Raw genomic sequence first — 19689 nt, forward strand, 5'->3', positions numbered from 1 at the left:
GATCCACCGGTTCGCGGACACCATGCGGCCCCGGGCGCGAACACGGGGCCGCGTGGGACGGCGAGGGCGAGGAAGCGCTCCCCGCACGGGGCGGGGCGGGTGGTGTCAGGCGCCGTTCAGGCGGGCGCGTAGGTGAGGCAGTCCGCCTGCTTCTGGTCGAAGCCGACGGAGATACCCGGAGCCTGGCACTCCAGGTGAACGTTGTGCTGGCAGTCGGCCATCTTGCAGGCGCCGACGTGGCCGGTGCTGGCGGGGTCGCCCCCCTGCTCCCGAGCGCCGAAGAAGGTGTCGCACTGGGCGTGGGTGGAGTTGCCCACGGTGATGGCCAGCGCGTGGCAGGTGTGTTGGGTGTTGTAGGCGCAGGCGTCCACCTGGCACGAGTTCACCACGGGCATGTCCACAGAGCAGTCCCCCAAAGCATCGACGGTGCCTCTGAGGCTGCCAGGCGGGACGCCCCGCGACCAGGACACCGCCTCGTGTCACCGTGAGCGGGACGAAGTGTTGACGAAGACTTGGCACGGGCGCGACCCGGGCACGGTCTCCCTGCCCCCGTGCCGTCTGTGCTCCGTCAGCGCTCCCCGTAGGCAGTCACGAACGCCAGCCCTGCTGACAGCACGGCCCGCCAGCAGGCCCGGTCGTGGCCGGCGTTGTACTCCTCGAACACCACGAACCCCGGATCGCGGCCCAGTGCCGCGCCGCGTTCGAGCAGGGCCGCGCGCAGGCAGTGGTTGGCGTCCAGCAGCCAGGAGTGGAGAGAATGGATTCATGACGGACACCGGGTGGATCTCCACAGAGCGTGGAGCTCATCTTCGAGGGCGTCGAACACGTAACACGGCCCCAGAAGTCGCCCTCAGGCGTGCTGTACACGCGCAGGGACTCAGGTTCAGGCTGCACAGGCGCATCGGACGCTGCACACCTGACTTCGTGCTGCCCAGATGGAAACTCGCCGTGTTCGTCGACGGATGCTACTGGCATGGTTGCCCCAGTCACTCACCCAGACGGTTCCGGGGACCGAACGCGTCGAGATGGGAGGACAAGATCAACGCCAACCGGGCAAGAGACCAGCGAAACACCGCCCAACTGGAGGAGGCTGGCTGGCGGGTCCTTCGCATCTGGGAGTGTGAGGTCAAGCAGGACACGACGAACGCTGCCCAGCGCGTCAGGGAGGCCGCTCTGAGCGTCGCTCACCAAAGACGCTGCTGACCCCTGGCTTCTGCGAACCGGCACCACTGTGTCAAGGGACAGGTGGCACACAACGGCTCCTTGGGAAGACAGTGTGTGGTACTGATCTCACGGATCGCCGCCATCCGAAGCGGGGCCTCCTGGCCTCCTCCGATGATCCTCGCCAGGTTCACGCGGCCGTCGGTGAGTCGGTTCCTCACTTCCGTGGAACCACGTACAACCCGCATGGCGACTCTCAGACTCCCCTGGCTGGTGAGCATGATGTTGGCACCCCGGAGCAGTCGGAAGACCTCCTCTTCAGCAGTCGTGAACCCGAGGGCCTCGACGAGTTCGTCGTCCTCGGCCCAGACACTGCGCTTGGCAGTCAGCCCTTCGAGCTTCTGCAGACGAGCCACCCACTTCTCGGGCAGATCAGAGGTGTTCCGAATGCTGTCGAGATGTTTCTTGAGAACCTTCGGTTCCCCGACGATCACCTTCAGACTCTCGGACAACCCAGCTGGGAGCTCCCTGCCCGGTCGAAGAAGGGCGACGACAGCAGCCACGGCCCGCCCCATCCTGGGATAGAGGAACCACTGCTTCTTCCGCCGTTCGGAGGCCCAACCAGCGAGATCATCGTGGAGGTCCAACCAGGAGTTCTTGCTGGGAACGGACTTTCCTGTCGGCACGAGAGCAGAGGCCGCCGCCTTTCCCAACAGAGGCGGCACCGCGTTGCCAATCTGCCGAAACGCGTCGCTACGTGTTCCGGCAAAACGAAATTGGTCCGGAAAAGTCTGGATACGTGCGGCCTCGCGGACGGTAAGGGTCCGATGCTGCTCGGGGTGGATGTACCAGTACCCGTCTTTGGCGATGTGCGCGGTCACCGACCTACTGTAGTTATCCCAGTCCAGACGCTTGTACTTGTCGTCATAGTTCTCGGCGTCATACCGACGAAGTTCTTCGGGAATATCCGAATAAAGCGTGCGATGGTCCATCAGCTTGAAGATCTCCAGATCATCGCTGCGGACCGGTCGGGTCATATGGTCATGAACGACGTCATTCTCGGTGACCTCCTTACGCATCAGCTGAACGAAAGGAGGTGGCGCGCTCATGGGCGTGTACCGCATCCTTCTGGCGCCCACGTGTAGTGCGTCGTCAGGGTCCTCGGAGAGCGAAGGGAGATCACTGATGGCCTCGCGCAGGTGCACTCGTGGCGTCAGCTCCTCGTTCGGCCAGGAGAACTCGTCCGAATCAAGACGCGCCAGCAGGATGAGCCGTTTGCGGTGCTGCGGAACCCCGTACTTCCATGCATCGACAAGGCGAACTTCCGTGAAGTAACCCTTGGATTCCAGCATGTGAACGATGTGGCGTACCACGGAGAAGTCGTCACCAAGAGCCATGTCGGGCACGTTCTCCATGAGAACCACCCGCGGCCGCACCCCGAGGACCACGTCCACGAATGCCTGCCAGAGCTGACGACGTTCGTCATTGGCGTCCCGGACTCCCAGTTCGACCAGACTCCGGATCTTGCTGCGACCGGCCCGACTGAAGGGTTGGCAGGGCGGCCCACCGGCGACCAGGTCGATCTCGGCCTTCCTGAGGAGAGAGACGAGTTCCCCGCGTTCCTCCGGGTCACCAAGATCCACGTCGAGGGCGAGACCGGGAAAGTTCGCCCGATGAGTCTGAAGAGCCCGAAGGTCGGAGTCGACGGAGGCTGCAACGGTCCAGCCTGCCTGTTCGAGTCCCAGGCTCAGCCCTCCCGCCCCCGAGAACAGGTCAACGGCCAACCGTGCACCCGAGGAGATACGAGCGTCACACCAGGTGGTGAAGGTTTCCTTCGCGCAAGCCTCGGGGTGCTCACCGAGTTGGAGTACGTCACTGCGATGCAGTTTCACTCCATAGAACGACACGGGGACCTCCTCGACGCTGCAGGTTTTCACCACCAGGGCAACACAGGCTGCCGCTGCAAGCAAGGGGATCGGCCGATCGTTTGGTAATCGGGATCAGAAGCAGACCGTGGTAAGCCCCCCGTCCGAAGGAGTAGGGGTAGCTGCTGGTCTGAGGAAGGGCGGCGCCTGGCTCCCCCATACTAGATGCCATCCGAAGCGGAGCGGCTCCGAACCCGGGCATTGTGGATTACCGTCCGCATGTCCTTCGTCAACGAGACGTGTCCGGAGCAAGCTCCCCCCGACTGCTGGGATGGGTTTGGCCCGCCCCACAGACAACGCTCACAGTCCCTGCCACTCGATGTCGAGGACGGACTTCCAGCAGTCCTCCTTCTTACACCATTCGGACACGTTTCCGGATCCGGGAGCGTTGGTGAGCACCGCGCGTACCCGTTCACTCAGCCCGAACGCAGCCTCCACCAGCTGCTCGGACGCGTCCTGGTGTTTCCAGGTCTCGTCGAGCACGACCGTGAGAGGTATACCGTCAACCATGCGCGCCAAGGTGAAAGAGGTCACCTGAGCCAGATAGCCGGCCCCGTACCGACGTGCACGGATTCGGGCACGGACCTGCTCGAAGATGATCCGCTTGGCGACCAACTCCTGGAAGTAGGCCTGCCCGGGTTCCTTGCCCAGTGTGGGAAGGGTCTCCGTGGTCCAGAAGTAGAAGCATTTCTGCGCCCCGAGACTGACCACGTGCGGAAGCTGGCGAAACACCATGTCGTACTTGGCCGCGTCAGTCTTGGATATCCGCTGTTTCTTTGGAAACTCCTGGTAGAAGGTGCTACGCCCCGAAGTTCGGCGGGCCTCCTCCTCGTACTGGGCACGGACACGCTCGTAGTACCACCGGGTCTGGCGTGTGGCCCCGTCCTTGGCCGGAGCCCAGACACTCCGTGAGAGCCGTTCGAGAGCAACGTGGAAGGGGCTGTTGGCTTCGAAGTCCGCCGTGTTGATCGGGTTCTGGGAATTGGCGTAACGGGAGATCCGTGGCACCAGTTCGTCCAGCAGATCCTGGTGGACAATGGTGATCTTCGCAGGAACCTGAATGTTGGTCAGATCCGCACCCGGCTGTTTGGAGGCACGGTGAAGCGAGGCGGTGGTCTGACCACCATTCACAATCTGTAGGTCGTGAACAGAAAGAATGTGCGGGGACTCGTGCGAGGGGTCGAACTCCACCTTCGTCGCTGTGGCGGAGATGCCGTTGTTGTAGGCGAGGAAACGTTCCGGGGTCTCCTGGATCGTCTCGCTGATCTTCTGGTTCACCTTACCCCGGTTCTGCAGGAAAGCCCTGACGTTGCGCTGTAGAAGCTTTGCTCCGTGCTCGTCGTACAGTCCTGCCAGAAGATCTCCTGGAACAGACGTCAGCAGGCACTCGTATTCCCCCTGCGGCACTGCGACGGGCAGGCAGGGCAGGACCGCACCCAGGTCACCGAAGTTGATGGTGATGCTTTCCTCGTGTCGTCCCGAGGTGACCAACCTTCGGATGCGTTCGACGTCCCACATGTGGTGAAAGACGGGGACCCCGTCCAGCGAGTCCTGCGGAGGGTTTCCAAGGCTGCTGCTACCGTCCGTCAGAAGGAAGAGACGGATCTTCTCGAAGTTCTCCCAGTTGGCATGGATGGTCTGTGCCATGTCGAACTCGGGAGTTGACGTCTCCATGTTGGTGAAATGCCTGTCACGGCAGTACTTGGCGAAGTTCCGTACCCACCGGAACCTCCTCCTGCTCTGGTCACGCTGGACGGTCTGTCCACTGTGGCCGTAGTCGGTGACAACCAGATCGAGCACATGCCCCTGTTGACTGATCGCGTAACCGTTGGCCTCCATCCGGCTCTGCCCGAAGAGGCCACGGGGATAGGCGATGTGGAGTTCCTCCAGCGTCCCGTCCTCGATGAGGTACTCACTGACGATGTGTGTGAAGGCGTCACGTGCGTAGGTGTACTCATGTCCGAGACGCCGTGCGATCTCCTCTTCGAGGTTGAGCGTGAACTCCTCGACGGAGTTTCCGTGCATCACTGCTCCTTGGGAGGAAGGGGGGAACCGGAGACTGCGGACCGAAGAAGCCCCTCCTTGATGAGATGGGATCGGCAGGCAGCCAGATCGACGACATAGGACACCCCGGACACGCCCGGCGCAAGGTCGTCAGGCACCATCCGGGGGAACCCCTCCCCAACGTGATAGCACCTACGGCGAATGAGCGCACGGCGGTCCTCCGCGTACTGCTGTCGCTGGGAGTCGAGCCAACCGGTCTCCAGGAGCCGGTCGTCGAGCTCAGCCAGAACAGGAAGAAGTCGGGGGTTGGAGCGAAGCGCGTCCACCACGTCGTTCAGTGACTCCCCGTCCGAAGAGTCACCGATGACCTGATGCACCAGGAGAACCTGGTCCAGTCCGGCGGAATCCAGCTGGTACTCGTTATTCACGCGGCACTGGTGCGGTTCGCGGACGGAAACGGACTTGACCTCGATCGCGGTCCCCCTGTGGGTGAAATCCTTGGTACCGCCCGAGGGACCCGTCCAGGCCGCCACCGATCGGGATCCCAGCACGGGCAGGAGAAGGTCACGGAGCACCAGAAGCTCTCCGTGCAGACCCATGCGCGCCTCTGGCGAGAGTCCGTTGTCGAAACCCCGCCCCAACATTCGACGCCAGGCGTTGATCCTGGAGACCAGGATCGTTTCGGTTTCTCCCGCGCGGGACACAAGCTGTGCGATCAGGTCTACGAGAAGAGCACAGAACAGGCCGCGGTCGGTCTGCGGGGCACCGATCACCCTGATGTCCCCACCACGGATCTGGCAGGTCAGCCCCCCTGTCAGCACCAGATGTCGATCGTGTTGGTGGTGGCCCGCGCTGACTACCAGGCCCCATTCCCTCTCGGGAAAGCGCACCTCGACGAAGGAATCGATGTCTGGAGTGATCCGGATACGACGGTGCACGGTTCCCGCCCGGTCTCCGTACTCCTGTTCAACCGCTCTGAAGTAGTTCTCAAGACTCTCGGGGGAATCTGTGATACCCACGGTCAGAACTCGCCCTCTTCGTTACTGAGGGCCTTTCTCAACTCGTCGAGGTACTGGTTGTTGACCCTGTAGTGGATCTTCGTTGCACGCTCCGACTCGGGGAAGACGACCACGAAACCGATAACAGGTGTCCTGATGACGTTGCTGTCTCCGTGTGGCAGGTCCGGAGCGACGGGGTAGACGATGAGCAGACCCTCCTCAGGAGAACGGTACCTTCGAAGCACTCTCGCCCTGGGACGTTTCGGTGTATCGTTACGCTTCTCGTCCCGGTACTCTGCGGTGGTCTCGTCCAGCGCCTGTTGGATCTGTTTCCTCGTCAGCCCCACCCCCTCGTGTTCGGGGCCGATGAGTACGTTCAACTCACATTCACTGTCGCCTTGGGCGATCGCCTTCCTCTGCACGAGAGGGACGTCATGGAAGGGGGTGGACAGCGGTTTGTGGCCGGTGGCCTGTCCTCCGGCGACGGCGATGGTCCAACGGGTCAGCTCCCCCTGCGAAACCTGGCTTCGGATGTAGTCCAACAGGTTGTCGGGGTTGCTGGTCAGCAGGCTCGGGGAGGCGGAGTAGTTTCCCAGGAAATCGATGACGGCCTGGGAGGGTGCGTCCTTGAAGAGGAGTCCCTTGTTCAGGACACTGACCTCGGCTTTCTCGGCCTCCCCCCGGTCAACATGGAATCGCTCCACGTGCTCGATGAGCCTCTGCAGTGTCTCCATGTTCGTCGTCTGTGAAGCGGTGTCGATGAGGAGCCTGAGGGTTTCGGCCCTCTCACCGGCCAGACTCACGGTCAGGGTCTCCGAGGAACGCATCTTGGCCGCCGCCGTGACACGGAGGCTCCCTGTCCCCTCAAGGACCCTCATCCCCACGTTCCCGGGTTTCTGGCCCGAGCGGGACATGACGGCGGACAGGTCCATGAGCTCACGATTGGCACGGGTGATGTGTACGTAGCTGCTCAGCAGCTCGTCCGTGGTGTACAGACGGGTGACGTCCAGATAACCAGGCCGGTATCCGAACCATCGCCCCATCTGGAGAAGTGTGTCGTAGGTCCGTGACGCACGAAGATAGTACGAGACTGTGAGTCCCTCCAACGTCAGGCCACGTGAGAGCTTGTCGCCGCCCACGGCCACCACCGTCGCTGGAGTGGCGAGTTCGTACTCGAGTATGTCCTCCGCTTTGCCGTTGATCCGCTTCACCCCCGAGGCGGCCTCCTCAAGCACATCAGGAACGTAAGCCGTGATGTCGTTCCAGGACACGCGTGGGCCAACCTGGGAGGTGACGTCATCCCGCCCCGCCATCTCGGTATGGGTCTTCTCGAAGTCACGGTGCCACAGATCCGCCAGACGTTCACGGAGTCTCCTGCCGCTGTGTCCGTAGTCTCCCCACGCCTCCACCATGGAGTTCAGATGCTCCTCGAGTTGCCGAGCCACCTCACCTTGGACGTCGGTGAAACGGGTGACGTGAACAAGCATCGTGTTGTGGCTCTGCTGCTCGTTCTTCAGAATCTCCCGGTGCCTTCTGACTGCGGTGGAGAGAATGAAAGCGTCAAGGGCCTCCACGAGTGATGCCGGGAGTGGGCTGTTGACTTGGAAGCCCTTCCTGTGTCGGTCCGGCATCCACTGTTCGTGGTCGGCGACGGCACGGATGGTGGGCAGCGGATCACGACCGTCTGTTCCGGACGAGTCGTCCCGAAGCCCGAACACGACCTCGGGTCCGCAGTAGTCCGAGGAGGGCTCCAAGGCGACGATGAAGTCCCTCGGGAAAAGATCCTTCCCGTAGAGGGGGTGGTCAGTCTCCCCATTGATGAAGATGTTGGCGAAGGGGGTGGCGGTGTAAGCGAGGTAAGCGCTCTGGTCGAAGAGGCCCAGGAGTTCGCGAACGCACGTGTTGATGGCCGTGGGGTCGTGCTCAGGATCGTTGTAGTCGCCGTTGCGTGGACGCTTCGTGTCGACGGATCCGTAGTCCGCCTCGTCGTCGATCAGAAGCAGGGGGGCGTTCGATATGTGCTCAGCTCCTGGGGGAAGCTGGTTCCTCAACCAGTCCCGAAGGTTACGAAGAATACGAGCATTCTTCTTCACCACGGCCAGGACGTTCATCTGGTGGATGTCCACAGACGTCCCTTTGAACTGAGATGCGGTGAAGTCACCATCCTGGGTGGTGATCGGCAGTACCGAGGGGGCTTTCATGTTCAACGTTCCCACACCGACCCACTTGGAGTGGTCCGCGTCGGGGTCACGGGTGAACCTACTGTTGAAGCCTAGGAACTCCGTGTCCAGCCGTGCCTGTGTCTGGTGCCGCAGACTCTCGTGCTGGCTCGTGAGTACGACCACCACGCGGTAACCGGCGTCCACCGCCTTACAGATGACGCCCGTGTAGTTCGCAGTCTTCCCCGACTGGACCTGGCCGAAGACCATCCCGTGGTTCCGCCAAGGGCCAGGGCGGTAGGGATCCTCCAGAAGGCCCAGAACCCGGTCGGTGGTTTCCCCCAGGGACGCCAGGGACGCGGGTTTACGCCCTTTCTTCTTCAGCCACTCCTCGAACCTTCTCCAATGGGCGAAGTTGATGCCCCTCCGGCGGTCGTCGAGCCAGGGAACATGGCGGTCCGGATCCTCGAGCACCACAGGTTGAGGCGTGAAGACATCGTAGTCCTCCTCGAGCTTCCTCACGATCTCTTCCACGAGGATTGCCTCCCCGGACACGAGCATACGAGCCGTCTGCTCAGCGATCTGCCGGAAACGTTCCGTCGTGCACTCATGTCGGTCCAGGTTCTGCACCTGAAGTCTTGCCAGCTGGAGAGCAGACTCCACGAGGTCCATATCTGTCAATCCTCCTCGAACGTGGACTGGTTGAATTCACGGAGCAGACCGGGATGACGGATGAAGGGTTCCGCGGCAGCCAGGTTCTCCACGATGCGTGTTCTCACTTCGAGATCCTCAGGAAGTGAGGAGAGGATCCCTCGGAGAACGGAGACCTCCCGGTCGATCGCCACCGCCTGGTCCTGCGTCGCAACCTTCTTCGAGTTCTCTGATCCCGCCTGTTGGGCGACGGTCCTCATGGGGAGGGTGAGCTCGATGAGGCGCAGAACCTGTTCGAACGTGTCGCTCTGGGCCCCTGCCAGGGCGGCAGCCAGCAGAGGGTGCCTCCGGTTCACCGTGTACTGCACGGAACCACGCTGAACCGTCGAGGACCAGACCGGTTGGATATCCTGTTGATCCCAGGGGACAGCCAGATGGGTTCCCCTGTGAGTGAAAACCCTTTCGGAGCGCTTCCGGACGTCCTGGGCAAGCTCGGTCAGGCGCTTCATGAAGGGGGGTGGCGGCCGCACGGACGACTTCATGACATCGATCTCCCAGTCGGTGTCGGACTCGGAAGAAAGTTCCAGGGCCAACCGTGCCAGGCGTGTTCCGGCCGACCGGGTCATACCGTCGATTCCCAACCAGTCACCGGCAACAACGAGTCGGTCCCCTCGATAGACATAGAACCCCTGGCGGTTCAGGAGTCCGCCCGTGCCTGAGGAGCATTTTCTCTCCCCTGATGTCAGCAGCAGGGGGTGAGGGAGTACCACGGGGTTGACGCGTATGCGGTGATCACCATGTCTGAGGTCTTCGAAACCACGATCCTGGGTGGCCGGATGGCCCCGGAGATAGGGATCAGTGGCCTGGAGCCGCCGCCCGGACACATCGATACTGAGACGCCCTGTCTCCAGGAAGCGATGGAACAGCAGGGAAAGTTCCCGTCCGGCCGAGGTGAGTTCCCGCGACAGAACGACGCCCTCGCCGATCCGGTCCAGATTCCTCCAGAGGATCATCGTTCCCTGCCCGCCGAAGCCGACCAGTTCGGCAATCTCCTGGGACTCCTCGTCCACACCGGTCAGCAGGAACCATTCCCGATGTTGCATGACGTGGTCGATGTCCCAGGTGGCCCCGACCAGCATGCCGTCGTTACCGCGGGAGAGCACGGTCAACCGCCGGGCCTGGGACAGGGAGGCCGTCTTGAGCCCGAGGCCGAACCGACCGAGGTCACTCCCGCAACGCCTGGCACCAGAGTTACGAGCGAAACGCATGGCCGATTGCAGGGCCTGTTCGTCGAGCCCGTGTCCGTCGTCTATGACGGCGACCCAGGCGTTTCCCGGGTCGGAGCTGTGGGCGATGCGCACATGCCTCGCTCCGGCACCGATGCTGTTGTCGATCAGATCAGCCAAGGCCGTCGTCGGTGTGTAGCCGAAAGCGCGGAGCGAAGCGATGAGTTCGCCTGCATGTGGCGCAAGACGCCTGTACCCGGCGCCGGGTTCTGTCAGTGCCATACTGCGCCTCAAGCTCCCAGGAGTCGCGGTTCCTGCACAGAAGGGTAAAAGAGCCCGCGGAGCATGCGGGATCAAGTGGGACTCGAAACCATCACATTTGGCACGTGAGGTGGCATTCAGCGCACATGCCAGGGGAAAGTGGAACGCCCAGCCAGGGAACGCCTGCCTCGTCTCCTCCTCGCAGAGAGGAACGAACCGGGTACGGTCGGGAGGAACCAACCCTGCCCAGGCGGATCCTGGTTGACAGCATCCATAACTGGGGGGAGCAGGGAGACGATGGCAGTATTCGGTCAGCTGGACGACGATGACCGCTCCCAGACGGTGGAGGCACTACGTAACAGACTCAAGCCATCGGTTGTCAGGGCTGTGCTGGAGAGTGATCCGAAAGGAGCCTCCGCAGTCGAGTCCATCATCGTGGAAGCCGAACGAAGCCCGGGCCGAGGTCGCCCCAGAACACGACTGTTGGATGACGAACTCTACAGGTTTCTGGTGGACCTTCGAGGCGCCTCCCTCCTCGAGGGGAACGATGTCGGACGTGAACTCCGATTCCGCCTCGCCCTGCATGCCTCGCCCGACGAACTCGACCGTCTGCACGACTACGAGGGGAGTAGCGCCCGGAGCCGGAAAGGCGCGAAACAACGAGCTGAGGTGATTGCCAGGCGGAAGTGGCACTCGGGCAAGCGCTGGTCCCGCCATTTCGTACGAACTCTTGATCTTCCTCCAACCCTTGCCGGCCTGCCAGGATCACAGAAGGAACCCGACCATCTGGAGGTGACGCCGTTCAGACCGCTTCAAGACCTGGAGGACTTCCAAGTCGACCTCATGGAGCAGGCTTCGGACGTTCTCCATGCGGAACCAGGCCGAAACAGGGGGATCCTCTCTCTACCGACCGGTGCAGGAAAGACACGCACTGCGGTGGAGACACTGATGGACTGGTACAGGTCTCACAGCGGCCACTCGCTCGTTCTGTGGATCGCGCAGAGCGAGGAACTGTGCGAGCAGGCGGTCCAGTCGTTCCGGGAGGTCTGGATCGATCTCGGACACAGGAAGAATCCGGCACGGGAGACCCTGGGAATCGCCCGCTGCTGGGGAACATCGCCCGTACCGGATCCCGAGGAGAACGGGGTCGTGGTGGCGAGCATCCAGAAACTCCAGGCAGTGATCCGGGACCCAAACTCGGAGGCGAACGAGGAACTTGCCCTTCTCCGTGACCATCTCGGTGTGGTGGTGATTGACGAGGCGCACAGAGCCAGCGCATCGAGTTACCGCGAGGTACTACGGTTCCTGGGTATTGACACGATTTCCGGGGCAAATTCAGAAATCCCTCTGCTGGGTTTGACGGCAACCCCCTTCCGAAGTGACGAAACGGAGACACCGCACCTGTTCCGGATCTTCCACCACCGGCTGTTGGAGTCATCAGCTCTGGGGGACGAACCCTTCAGAACCCTGAGGGAACGGGAGGTCCTTTCCACCGCCGAGCACGAGTTCCTACAGCACTCTGCTCATACGTTCGACATGGACCGGGACCAGCGCTTCGTCCAGTACTTCGATCAGTTCAATGATTTCCACCCGGCATTCCTTCGCGAAATCGGGGGGTCGGAGCAGCGTAACCAGGCTCTCCTCAACAGAATCCGACAGGTCCCAGAAACATCACCAACCCTCTTCTTCGGAAGTACGGTCGAGCACGCCCAGGCCATGGCAGTCCTGTTGCGACGATCCGGCCGCGCGGCAGAAGTCATCACCGGTGAGACACGGAGCGCAACACGCCGTGCGATCATCGAGGAGTTCCGTGATGGCGGAATTTCCGTACTGTGCAACTACGGGGTGCTCACCACGGGTTTCGATGCACCACGTGTGGAGACTCTGGTCATCGGCCGACCAACGGCAAGCCGCGTCCTATACGCACAGATGATCGGGCGCGGGATGCGAGGTTCCAGATTCGGTGGAACCCCCTCATGCCGTGTTATCGATGTCTGGGACAACATTCGTTTCCGCGGCGAACTGGTCTACAATAAGTACGAAAGCTACTTCCGGTGACCCTGGCTTTTCTGAGGGGTACGGAACCGACGGAACCCCGCACCCTCTCTTACGGAAGGTTCTGCGTCAACAGCAGGCGGTCGAGTCCCTGGTTCCGTTGCTCACACGATGTCTCCGAAGCGTACAGACATGAATAACATGCCGCCCCGTCGGCACCGACCAGCGGAGCCTCTCCACACAGGGGGTCATTGGAACAGACATCGACTTCCTGCAGGGCGCGTTCAAGAACTCTGCCGAAACGGTCCACAAGGGAGATCAGCCCTCCCAGGGTGCCGTCCCCTCCGGGCTGAACCGTGTAGAGCAGAAGGCCGCTACCGGTGACCGTGCCGTTCTCCACCCTGGTGTAGACGCGTTCTCGGATGGCCGCCGAAGAATACCCGGAGTCGACCGCCAGCGCCCACAGGAGGCGGTGCGAGAGACTGTGCCACCAGACATGCACCGGATGGCGCCATGGAGAGTCCTCTGCGACGTCGGCATGGGCGTCGTGGCGGTTCTGCCACACGGATCTCCGCTCCCCGACCAAGGAGAGTGAGCCTCCGACCAGGTCAAGGTAGACACCCTCCCCGAAAAGCTCCGCCCCGGGATACCAGGTGAGACCTCTGTGCTCGAAAGCTGTGGACACGAGCTGCCCTGTCTCCGGCTCCAGTCGGCGGTATCCAGTTTGGACCATGACAGTGCGGAGCCTACTTACGGGTGCCACGCGGAACACGAGCCGCCCCTCCGGGCCCGGGATCTCCCGTACGTTCGACCTCAGGACCTCGAAGAGGGAAGGCTCTCCTCTCTGGAAGCCCTCGGCTCCCTGCGGAGCTCCGTGGGAGGCTGCGCTCTCGAGTCTGTCCAGCTCGCTGTCCTTCAGGGAGAGCGGGTTGTCATCATCTCCCATCACAAGACTGAGCGCGCGTTCGATCTCTGACCACGGGGTCTGCGCGAGGTAGTCCACATCCACCGATGAGACACCCGACTCCCGAGCCTCGGTGAGAAGTTCGTCGTGTTCGAGTCTGCCGAGACGGCGAAGGGTTCGAACGCCTTTGAGTAGGGTGCTACTGCCCAGCAGCTCATGTAGCCGGGCCGGGATCTCCAGGATCGTGACCGCCGTGGTCAGCTCAGCACTGCGTAGACTCGCAGATCCTCGTTGGACGATGCGGGCGGGGCGAGCACAGCTGGAGGGGGCCGGCCTTCCTCCCTTTTCGACGTACCTTTCGGAACAGCGCCATGACCGCCCATATGCCTCGCCCAGGTTGGCCTCGGAGGGACATCTGGGACAGACGAGCCTGACCAGGCGGAGTGCTCGTCCGCCTCCGAACCATCGAAAGTACCGGGCGGAACAGTCCGATCCACCACCGTGAACAAGCCGGTGCCATGGGACCTCGTCCATGTGACCCCCTGGGCAAGCCACAACGAAGCGGATCGCCTCACGCCCGGCCTTGGCCCTTCGCTCATGGCGAGCCTCCTTGCCATCACATTCCCCACACCCGTTGGACGCGTCGTAGAGAACCTGATATCCGGTGTGCTGTGCACACAGCGCCCAGTACGGGAAGGCATCCGTGGGATAGATGGCCTCGTTCGCTGGCAGCGCAAGCTCGGCGTTGGTCGGGATACCGACGATGCGGGCCCCAGCAAGAGAGGTCCGGGACAGCCTCTCGTCGACGATCTCGAACCTGTCAGGCCCTTGGTCACTACCGAGCCCGGTGAAGAGCGCCCCCAGCTGCTTGAGCACCACTGGCCCTGAGGGGGTCTCGACGATGCTGCCAGGACCGAAGGTGGTGATGAACTGGGACGGACGAATCTCCTGGTAACCCTTGACCACTTTCAGTCCCTTCCGCGAACCGAGGTGGTGGACTCCACCTCTCGGAGTGAGTTCGGGGCGTTCTCGAACGCCTCTCCGGTACCAGCCTGGTGGTGTGTCAGGTCACCGAGGACAACCGCTTTCTCCGCGGGGCGGGTGACGGTGGGTTCGTGGTACAGCAGCGCCTCACCCTGCGCCGCAGCGAGCTCCTGCCACCTGTCCAGTTCCGTGTCCATGTGGGCAGCGCTCTCGCCCAGTTCGGGACGACGCATTTCGGGCTGTTGCACAGCCCTGTTCTCGACTATCCGAGGCAGGGCCCGAACGTCAGCCTGTCCTCGCGCCGTGTGCATGACACCCGCTCGACAGAACCAGGGGCTCCCGCCGTTCCTGGCGGTGAGACGCTGCTGGACCCGCCACTGCTCGTCGACGGGTACCGATTGCTCACCGATTCCCACGAGTTCGGCCGCCTGCCGAAGCAGGACAACCCCCAGAGGCCCGAGTGCCCGGTCCCGGCTCCGAGGGGAAAAGGGGTTCACCGTCACGGGTTCGACGTGTCGGTACAGAGTGTGGTGGTACCCCGAGAAATACTCGTAGTGACTGAGGTCCCGCGGCCTGGAGGCCCGGTAGAAGGTCACCACCAAACCGCCGGTCGAGCGTCCGACCCGACCTGTGGCCTGGATGTAGGAGGACGTGGTTTTGGGTTGGCCGTTCACGAACATGAGACCGAGCCGGTCCACGTCGACCCCCGTGCCGAACATCGATGTTGAGACGACCACGTTCACGGGGTCAGTTCCACCATGAAGGCTTTCACCTAGCTCACCCAACAGCCCCGGTAGCTGAAGAGAGTCCGCCCGGCTCGAGAGCTCCATCGGATCCCTGTGTTCACTCAGCCGTCTGGAGCCCGTTTCCGAGCGGATACTCTCCAGGCGTTGGACGACATCCTGCCGGACTAGGGCCACCGCACCAGCCAACTCACGGATGGCGTTGAAGTATCCCACCAGTGTCCAGAATGGGTCGAGAGAACGCTCGGTGGCCCCGGCATGCAACCTCTCCAGCGGTTCCTGCAACAGCCTGGACCAGGCTCTGACCAACGGCGTCTGGGCTCCTCGGCCGGGAGCCATCAAACCTACGTAGAGCCGTCCAGGACCCTCTGGGTCAAGCGGATGTCCCGGACCACCCCAGGAGAAGAACGAGTCATCCACCCGGACCCCCGACGGTGGAAAGACCTGGAGTTGCCGGGTGAACAGCGACTGGACCTGTTCCTCCGCCTGACGGACCGTTGCCGTCGATGCGATGTACTTCGGCCGGACGGATACGCTCCCCTCCTGGGTGCTGGCGAGCATGTCGACCGCGGTCTCGTAGAGCCCGACCATGCTGCCCAGAGGTCCCTCGATCAGATGAAGCTCGTCCTGGAGGATCAGCTCGGGTGGACCAAACCTGCCAACCTGTTCGTTCCTCCCCCAAGTCGGGTCCCTCCTAGGGGAGGAGGGGAGACTGGCCGGCCCTGAGGGCGGTGCCGAGACACGGTAGTAGCCCAGGTGCTCGTTCTCCCGCTCCACGTTCCCGAAGATCGTGGCCGCCCGCGGTTCGTAGGCGAGGCGGGCGAACTTGTCGACCGTCGCGACCACCATGGAGGGACAGCGAGCGTAGATCTGGTCGTCAACGGTCCATGCGGGAATCGGACAGCGGGCGGAGCGCCCGTCACCGCGATCGAACGCCTCCGGAACGGGCCAGGGGCCAACATGGGTTTGTTCGTCCCAGGACGCCTCAGTATTGAGTACGCAGTGAGGATTCGGACAAAAGATCTGGAAGTCGACAGACTTCTCCACTCTCTGTTTTCCCCATTCAACGCACCTGATGAAGTAGCCGGGACGTGAAGCTCTGACCGACACCAGATACGGGTATCGGCCCAGCTGTCGACGGGCATGTTTCTCGAACCAATCGTCGACCCTCTGAGGGGGAAGGTCCTCACGGGCCCGGAGTGTCAGGGATACGGTGACAAACCCCTCTGTGGGGCAGGGGGTGATCTCGAGCGAGGTGACCTCGGTGGAGTCATCAGAAAGGTCGGAGAGAACGATCTCGCTGGCGGGGCGGTCTGCGTCTCCAAGCACCAGATGAAGAGTGGTGTCCTCTCCTGCGAGTAGGCCACTAGGTGGGAGTGCCAGGTGCGTCTCACAGGCCGGACAGTCGAGAATCTGGGCGGGTTCGCCCGCACCCGGCTTGCCTTCAAGGATCGAGATGGCCCCGCGGACGCGCTCGATACGCCCCGAGCTGTTGCGGTACTCGAAGTCGTGCAAACTGTTGGGGGTCACACCCCCTCCCACCCACAGGCCGATCGAGAAGCGGTGAGTGCCCCAGATCAGATCATCGAATCCGCTCCAGCTCTCCGGTCGCCAACCCCGCTGGTTCGGTGTGCCCGAGACACGTAGGAACTCGCAGGCGGTCATCAGCGCGAGCGCGCGCCTGTACTGCTGGATGGTCAGAAGGCGGAGGGTGTAGCGGGAAAGCACAGCTGTTCCTGCACCCTCGTCAGGTCGTTGTTCGCGGAGGGCCCTCAACCTACGGTGAGCGAGGGTGAAAGCAGCCAACCCTAGATACGCCTCGGTCTTCCCACCACCGGTCGGAAACCACAGCAGGTCGCAGGTTTCCCGGTCGGGATGAGTGCCATCGACCACCGCCGGAAGATTGACGAGCTGAAAAGCCAGCTGGAAGGGCCACCAAGGGTTGACCTTTCCCTTCGTCCACTCGGACTGGAGCGCGATCGCCCGATTGGCGAAACAGAAGGCCAGCCTGGCCTCCCTGTCGGAAGCGAGAAGCTCCACCCCCTCCTGGATCCGCGTGAGTGCTCGCTTACACCCAGAGATACTGCGGCCGACAGTCGTTGACGCTCCCTGCCTCCCGTGCTCCTTCTCAAGTGCGAAGATCCAGCGCTGGTATCCTTCGGCAAGAGGATCGAGCGCCTGGTGAATCTCACTGGACTCGGTGATCTCGGCCAGTTTCAGGGGATCGAGTTCCGGGGCTCGAAACTCCTCACGCCAAGCCTTGTTCGGAGAGTTGACCGGAAGCACAGGAACGTACTCTGAGCGGACGTCGGCCGGAACGAACGCCCTCGCAGCATCCTCATCGAACAGGTGGTGGCCGTCCACCCAAACGAACGGCGCCTGAGAACCGGTTCTGCCCTCGGGATGCGGCCGCTCCGGGTCGACGTCCTTCCAGACTGCGGAGCATAGGTGCCCCCGGGCCAGTACGGAACGGTCGCTGTAAAGAAGGTCGAGTGTCTCCTCCTCCGGATCCTGAGCCTTTCGCCCCCGGTCGACAGGAACGCAACGACTGCCCGCACCACACCTGATGCGAATCTGTGGTTGGAACACGTGTTCCTCCACGGCCGGACGTTCCGACGCATGGGACCTGTTAACGAGGAAGACCGAGATTCTCCAGATTCCGGTGTTTCGATCCCTTCTGCTGAGCACCCGGATCTCCACCGCCTGGTCCTGCGGAGGACACAGTTTGCGACTACTGGAGCAGTCCACGCTGCTCCAGATCTCACCATGAGGCAACCGGATCCATGCCTCGTCGGTTTTCTCGTATCTCGCCCATGTACAGCAGATGTCGATGAAAGGGCGATCCTGCGCCTCCACTGCGAGGGAGAGCCCCATCGAGGCAGGTCTGGTCAACGGATCCAGCTGGAGCTGGATGGGCTGCCTGACTGCTGTGCCCGGATGGAGTGAGAATACGGGAGCTCCAGGATCCTCCTCGTCGTCGGCTCCCGAAGCTTCGTCTCCGACCAGCTCCACTCCCGCGTCGACCTCCACCGAGGGAGTGCCGTCGGGCGCGAGCACCCCGACGAGATATTCGTCCAGGGGATCCTCATCGAGTGGCAGACGCTCCTCCGGTCCGCCACGCGGACCGAGCACCTCAGCCACCAGAGCCTCAACCAGACTGTCGCGCTCACTCACGAGTGATCTCACAACTCCTACATCGGGGGGACAAACACCGTGTCAGCAGACCCCTGCGAAGGGCGGAAACTACAGAGGGCTGGAGACAGTCGGTGTTTCACAAGCTACTGGAGACCATGCCCAAGTGACTGGTGGCCTCACTGCTGGATTCAGCCCCTCAGGCGTTGAGCCGCTCCAACACCGCGCGCCGTCGCTCCAATATGCGCTGGCGGCCCAGCAGTTCCAGCGACTTCAGACAGCGGGAGCCCGACCGTGCGGCCAGTCACCATGACCCACACCGGAACCTGAACCTTGTCGAGCTTGGGTCCTTGGGCAACCCCGACCTACTCAAGGGCTCTCTTCAGCGACTCGGCACCCCAGGCCCCTGTGCGGCTACGACCGAAGCGTCTTGAGGATGTTGAGGAGGCTGGTCCACTCGCAGGTGGTGAAGGCGAGGTGGCCGAGCTCGCGGTTCTGGGTGTCGCGCACGGCCGTTGCACCGGGAAGGTCCGCGACCTCGACGCACTGGGGGCCGTCAGGGTTGCTGTGGCTGGACTTGCGCCACCGTGCGGTGTTCATGTCCATGCGGGGCCTCGTCTCCGGTTCGCGCTTCATGCGCTCAAGTGTTCCAGAAAGGTGGTGGAGTCCGGAACGGAGAGCGCGCTGCCCTGGGTGCGGCTGAACACCAGCCTATGGCGGTTGATCTCGGTCTCGGATTCCAGGTAGAAACCGTCACCGCGTGATTCGAGGAAGACCACGCTGTCCGCGTTGTTGCCATCGCTGAAGCTCAGGATGGTGAAGGGAAGGCCGCCCGCGGCATGTGCCCCGGACGAGAAAGGGAGGACCTGGATCTCCACGTTGGGGCGCTGGCCGACGTCCAGCAGGTGGCGGGTCTGTTCACGCATCACCTCGGGCCCGCCGATCTGACGTCGGAGGGCCGCTTCGTCGATGACGGCGAAGATCAGTGGAGGCTCCTGGCGTTCCAGGATGTTGCGCTGTCGTTCGAGTCTGCTCTTCAGCCTCTGCTCGGCCTGGTCACTGGTGTTTCCGACGGAGGAGGCCAACAGCGCGGAGATGTAGGCGGGGGTCTGTAGTAGGCCGGGCACCAGGCCGATGTTGAACTCCTGGATCATCGTGGCCTCCGCTTCCAGACCGACGAAGGCACCGGGGAGGACGTCCTCGTACTGGAGCCACCAGGGTTTGTGGGTGCGCGAATCCCGTGCGATCTGGATGAGCTCCTCGGCGACATCGCTCGGCGCGCTGTAGAGCTGGCACAACGCCATGATGTCTCCCGCCTTCAGGCGCTGGAAGTTGCCAGCTTCCAGGCGTTGGATCTTGGCGCGGCTCCAGCCCAAGTTCTTCCAGACCTCGTCCTGTGTCAGCTTCGCCGCGTTGCGCAGGCGTCGGAGTTGGATGGCCAGGTAACGCCGTCGGACAGGCAAGCCGGTTGCCACGGGTTTCTCCTCTGCTCTCGCACCACAACAGAAAACAAGGTGTCCGACCGAGGCGCGATCAACCACCTGAG

Annotated in this window: 12 protein-coding genes and 1 pseudogene; 2 read left to right on the forward strand and 11 right to left on the reverse strand. The window is 62.6% G+C overall.

All coding sequences use genetic code 11. From position 1 onward, the window contains the following. Positions 1-116: 116 nt before the first annotated feature. Positions 117-395 carry a DUF1540 domain-containing protein gene (locus FYW99_RS21955; RefSeq protein ID WP_223839378.1) on the reverse strand — a complete coding sequence of 93 codons (279 nt, stop codon included), beginning with the start codon at positions 393-395 and terminating at the stop codon, positions 117-119. Positions 396-765: 370 nt separating this feature from the next. Between FYW99_RS21955 and FYW99_RS21965 the strand changes: the two genes are divergently transcribed. Next, positions 766-1203, forward strand: coding sequence for a very short patch repair endonuclease (locus tag FYW99_RS21965; RefSeq protein ID WP_150253929.1), 438 nt, complete (start codon positions 766-768; stop codon positions 1201-1203). Here the strand turns inward: FYW99_RS21965 and dcm are convergent. The 5 genes from dcm to FYW99_RS21990 all read right to left on the reverse strand — a co-directional run bounded on the left by dcm (position 1185) and on the right by FYW99_RS21990 (position 10406). Further along, positions 1185-3068 (reverse strand): DNA (cytosine-5-)-methyltransferase, encoded by a 1884-nt coding sequence (gene dcm, locus FYW99_RS21970; RefSeq protein ID WP_223839380.1) that lies wholly within the window; start codon positions 3066-3068, stop codon positions 1185-1187. The genes FYW99_RS21965 and dcm overlap by 19 nt on opposite strands. A 318-nt stretch (positions 3069-3386) precedes the next feature. After that, positions 3387-5111 carry an AIPR family protein gene (locus tag FYW99_RS21975; protein WP_150253930.1) on the reverse strand — a complete coding sequence of 575 codons (1725 nt, stop codon included), beginning with the start codon at positions 5109-5111 and terminating at the stop codon, positions 3387-3389. Further along, entirely contained in the window at positions 5111-6109 is a 999-nt protein-coding gene (locus FYW99_RS21980; RefSeq protein WP_190394756.1) for a PD-(D/E)XK motif protein, read from the reverse strand. Before FYW99_RS21980 ends, FYW99_RS21975 begins: the two co-directional genes overlap by 1 nt. Before the next feature lie 2 nt (positions 6110-6111). Next, complete coding sequence (locus tag FYW99_RS21985) at positions 6112-8919, reverse strand: Z1 domain-containing protein (RefSeq protein WP_150253932.1); 2808 nt, start codon at positions 8917-8919, stop codon at positions 6112-6114. Positions 8920-8924: 5 nt separating this feature from the next. After that, positions 8925-10406, reverse strand: a complete 1482-nt coding sequence (locus FYW99_RS21990; RefSeq protein ID WP_150253933.1) for an ATP-binding protein — start codon at positions 10404-10406, stop codon at positions 8925-8927. Between the two features lie 276 nt (positions 10407-10682). On the opposite strand from FYW99_RS21990, the gene FYW99_RS21995 reads away from it, so the two are divergent. Next, complete coding sequence (locus FYW99_RS21995; RefSeq protein ID WP_150253934.1) at positions 10683-12443, forward strand: DEAD/DEAH box helicase; 1761 nt, start codon at positions 10683-10685, stop codon at positions 12441-12443. Positions 12444-12492: 49 nt separating this feature from the next. Here the strand turns inward: FYW99_RS21995 and drmB are convergent, their stop codons facing one another. From drmB to FYW99_RS22020, 5 genes and pseudogenes are all read right to left on the reverse strand, one after another. Then, positions 12493-14250, reverse strand: coding sequence for a DUF1998 domain-containing protein (gene drmB / locus FYW99_RS22000; RefSeq protein WP_150253935.1), 1758 nt, complete (start codon positions 14248-14250; stop codon positions 12493-12495). Between the two features lie 2 nt (positions 14251-14252). Continuing rightward, the gene (gene drmA, locus FYW99_RS22005; RefSeq protein ID WP_150253936.1) at positions 14253-18185 is read right to left on the reverse strand and encodes a DISARM system helicase DrmA; all 3933 of its coding nucleotides are present in this window, start codon (positions 18183-18185) and stop codon (positions 14253-14255) included. A gap of 157 nt (positions 18186-18342) precedes the next feature. Further along, positions 18343-18544 (reverse strand): annotated as a pseudogene (locus FYW99_RS32480) (glutamate--tRNA ligase); the annotation flags it as partial. Positions 18545-18557: 13 nt separating this feature from the next. Further along, positions 18558-18779 carry a DUF397 domain-containing protein gene (locus FYW99_RS22015; protein WP_150253937.1) on the reverse strand — a complete coding sequence of 74 codons (222 nt, stop codon included), beginning with the start codon at positions 18777-18779 and terminating at the stop codon, positions 18558-18560. Continuing rightward, on the reverse strand, positions 18776-19618 hold the full coding sequence (locus tag FYW99_RS22020) for a helix-turn-helix domain-containing protein (protein ID WP_150253938.1): 843 nt from the start codon (positions 19616-19618) through the stop codon (positions 18776-18778). The genes FYW99_RS22015 and FYW99_RS22020 overlap by 4 nt, the downstream gene beginning before the upstream one ends. Between the last annotated feature and the right edge of the window lie 71 nt (positions 19619-19689).

It is taken from the genome of Nocardiopsis deserti (genome assembly GCF_008638355.1).
GTDB classification, from domain to species: domain Bacteria; phylum Actinomycetota; class Actinomycetes; order Streptosporangiales; family Streptosporangiaceae; genus Nocardiopsis; species Nocardiopsis alborubida.

Bases quoted from the DNA above. Each gene is read 5' to 3' on its own strand.
- FYW99_RS21985 (WP_150253932.1), bottom strand. From the start codon at position 8,919: ATGGACCTCGTGGAGTCTGCTCTCCAGCTGGCAAGACTTCAGGTGCAG.
- FYW99_RS21990 (WP_150253933.1), bottom strand. From the start codon at position 10,406: ATGGCACTGACAGAACCCGGCGCCGGGTACAGGCGTCTTGCGCCACAT.
- FYW99_RS21995 (WP_150253934.1), top strand. From the start codon at position 10,683: ATGGCAGTATTCGGTCAGCTGGACGACGATGACCGCTCCCAGACGGTG.
- FYW99_RS21975 (WP_150253930.1), bottom strand. From the start codon at position 5,111: ATGCACGGAAACTCCGTCGAGGAGTTCACGCTCAACCTCGAAGAGGAG.
- FYW99_RS21965 (WP_150253929.1), top strand. From the start codon at position 766: ATGACGGACACCGGGTGGATCTCCACAGAGCGTGGAGCTCATCTTCGA.
- FYW99_RS22015 (WP_150253937.1), bottom strand. From the start codon at position 18,779: ATGAAGCGCGAACCGGAGACGAGGCCCCGCATGGACATGAACACCGCA.
- FYW99_RS21955 (WP_223839378.1), bottom strand. From the start codon at position 395: ATGCCCGTGGTGAACTCGTGCCAGGTGGACGCCTGCGCCTACAACACC.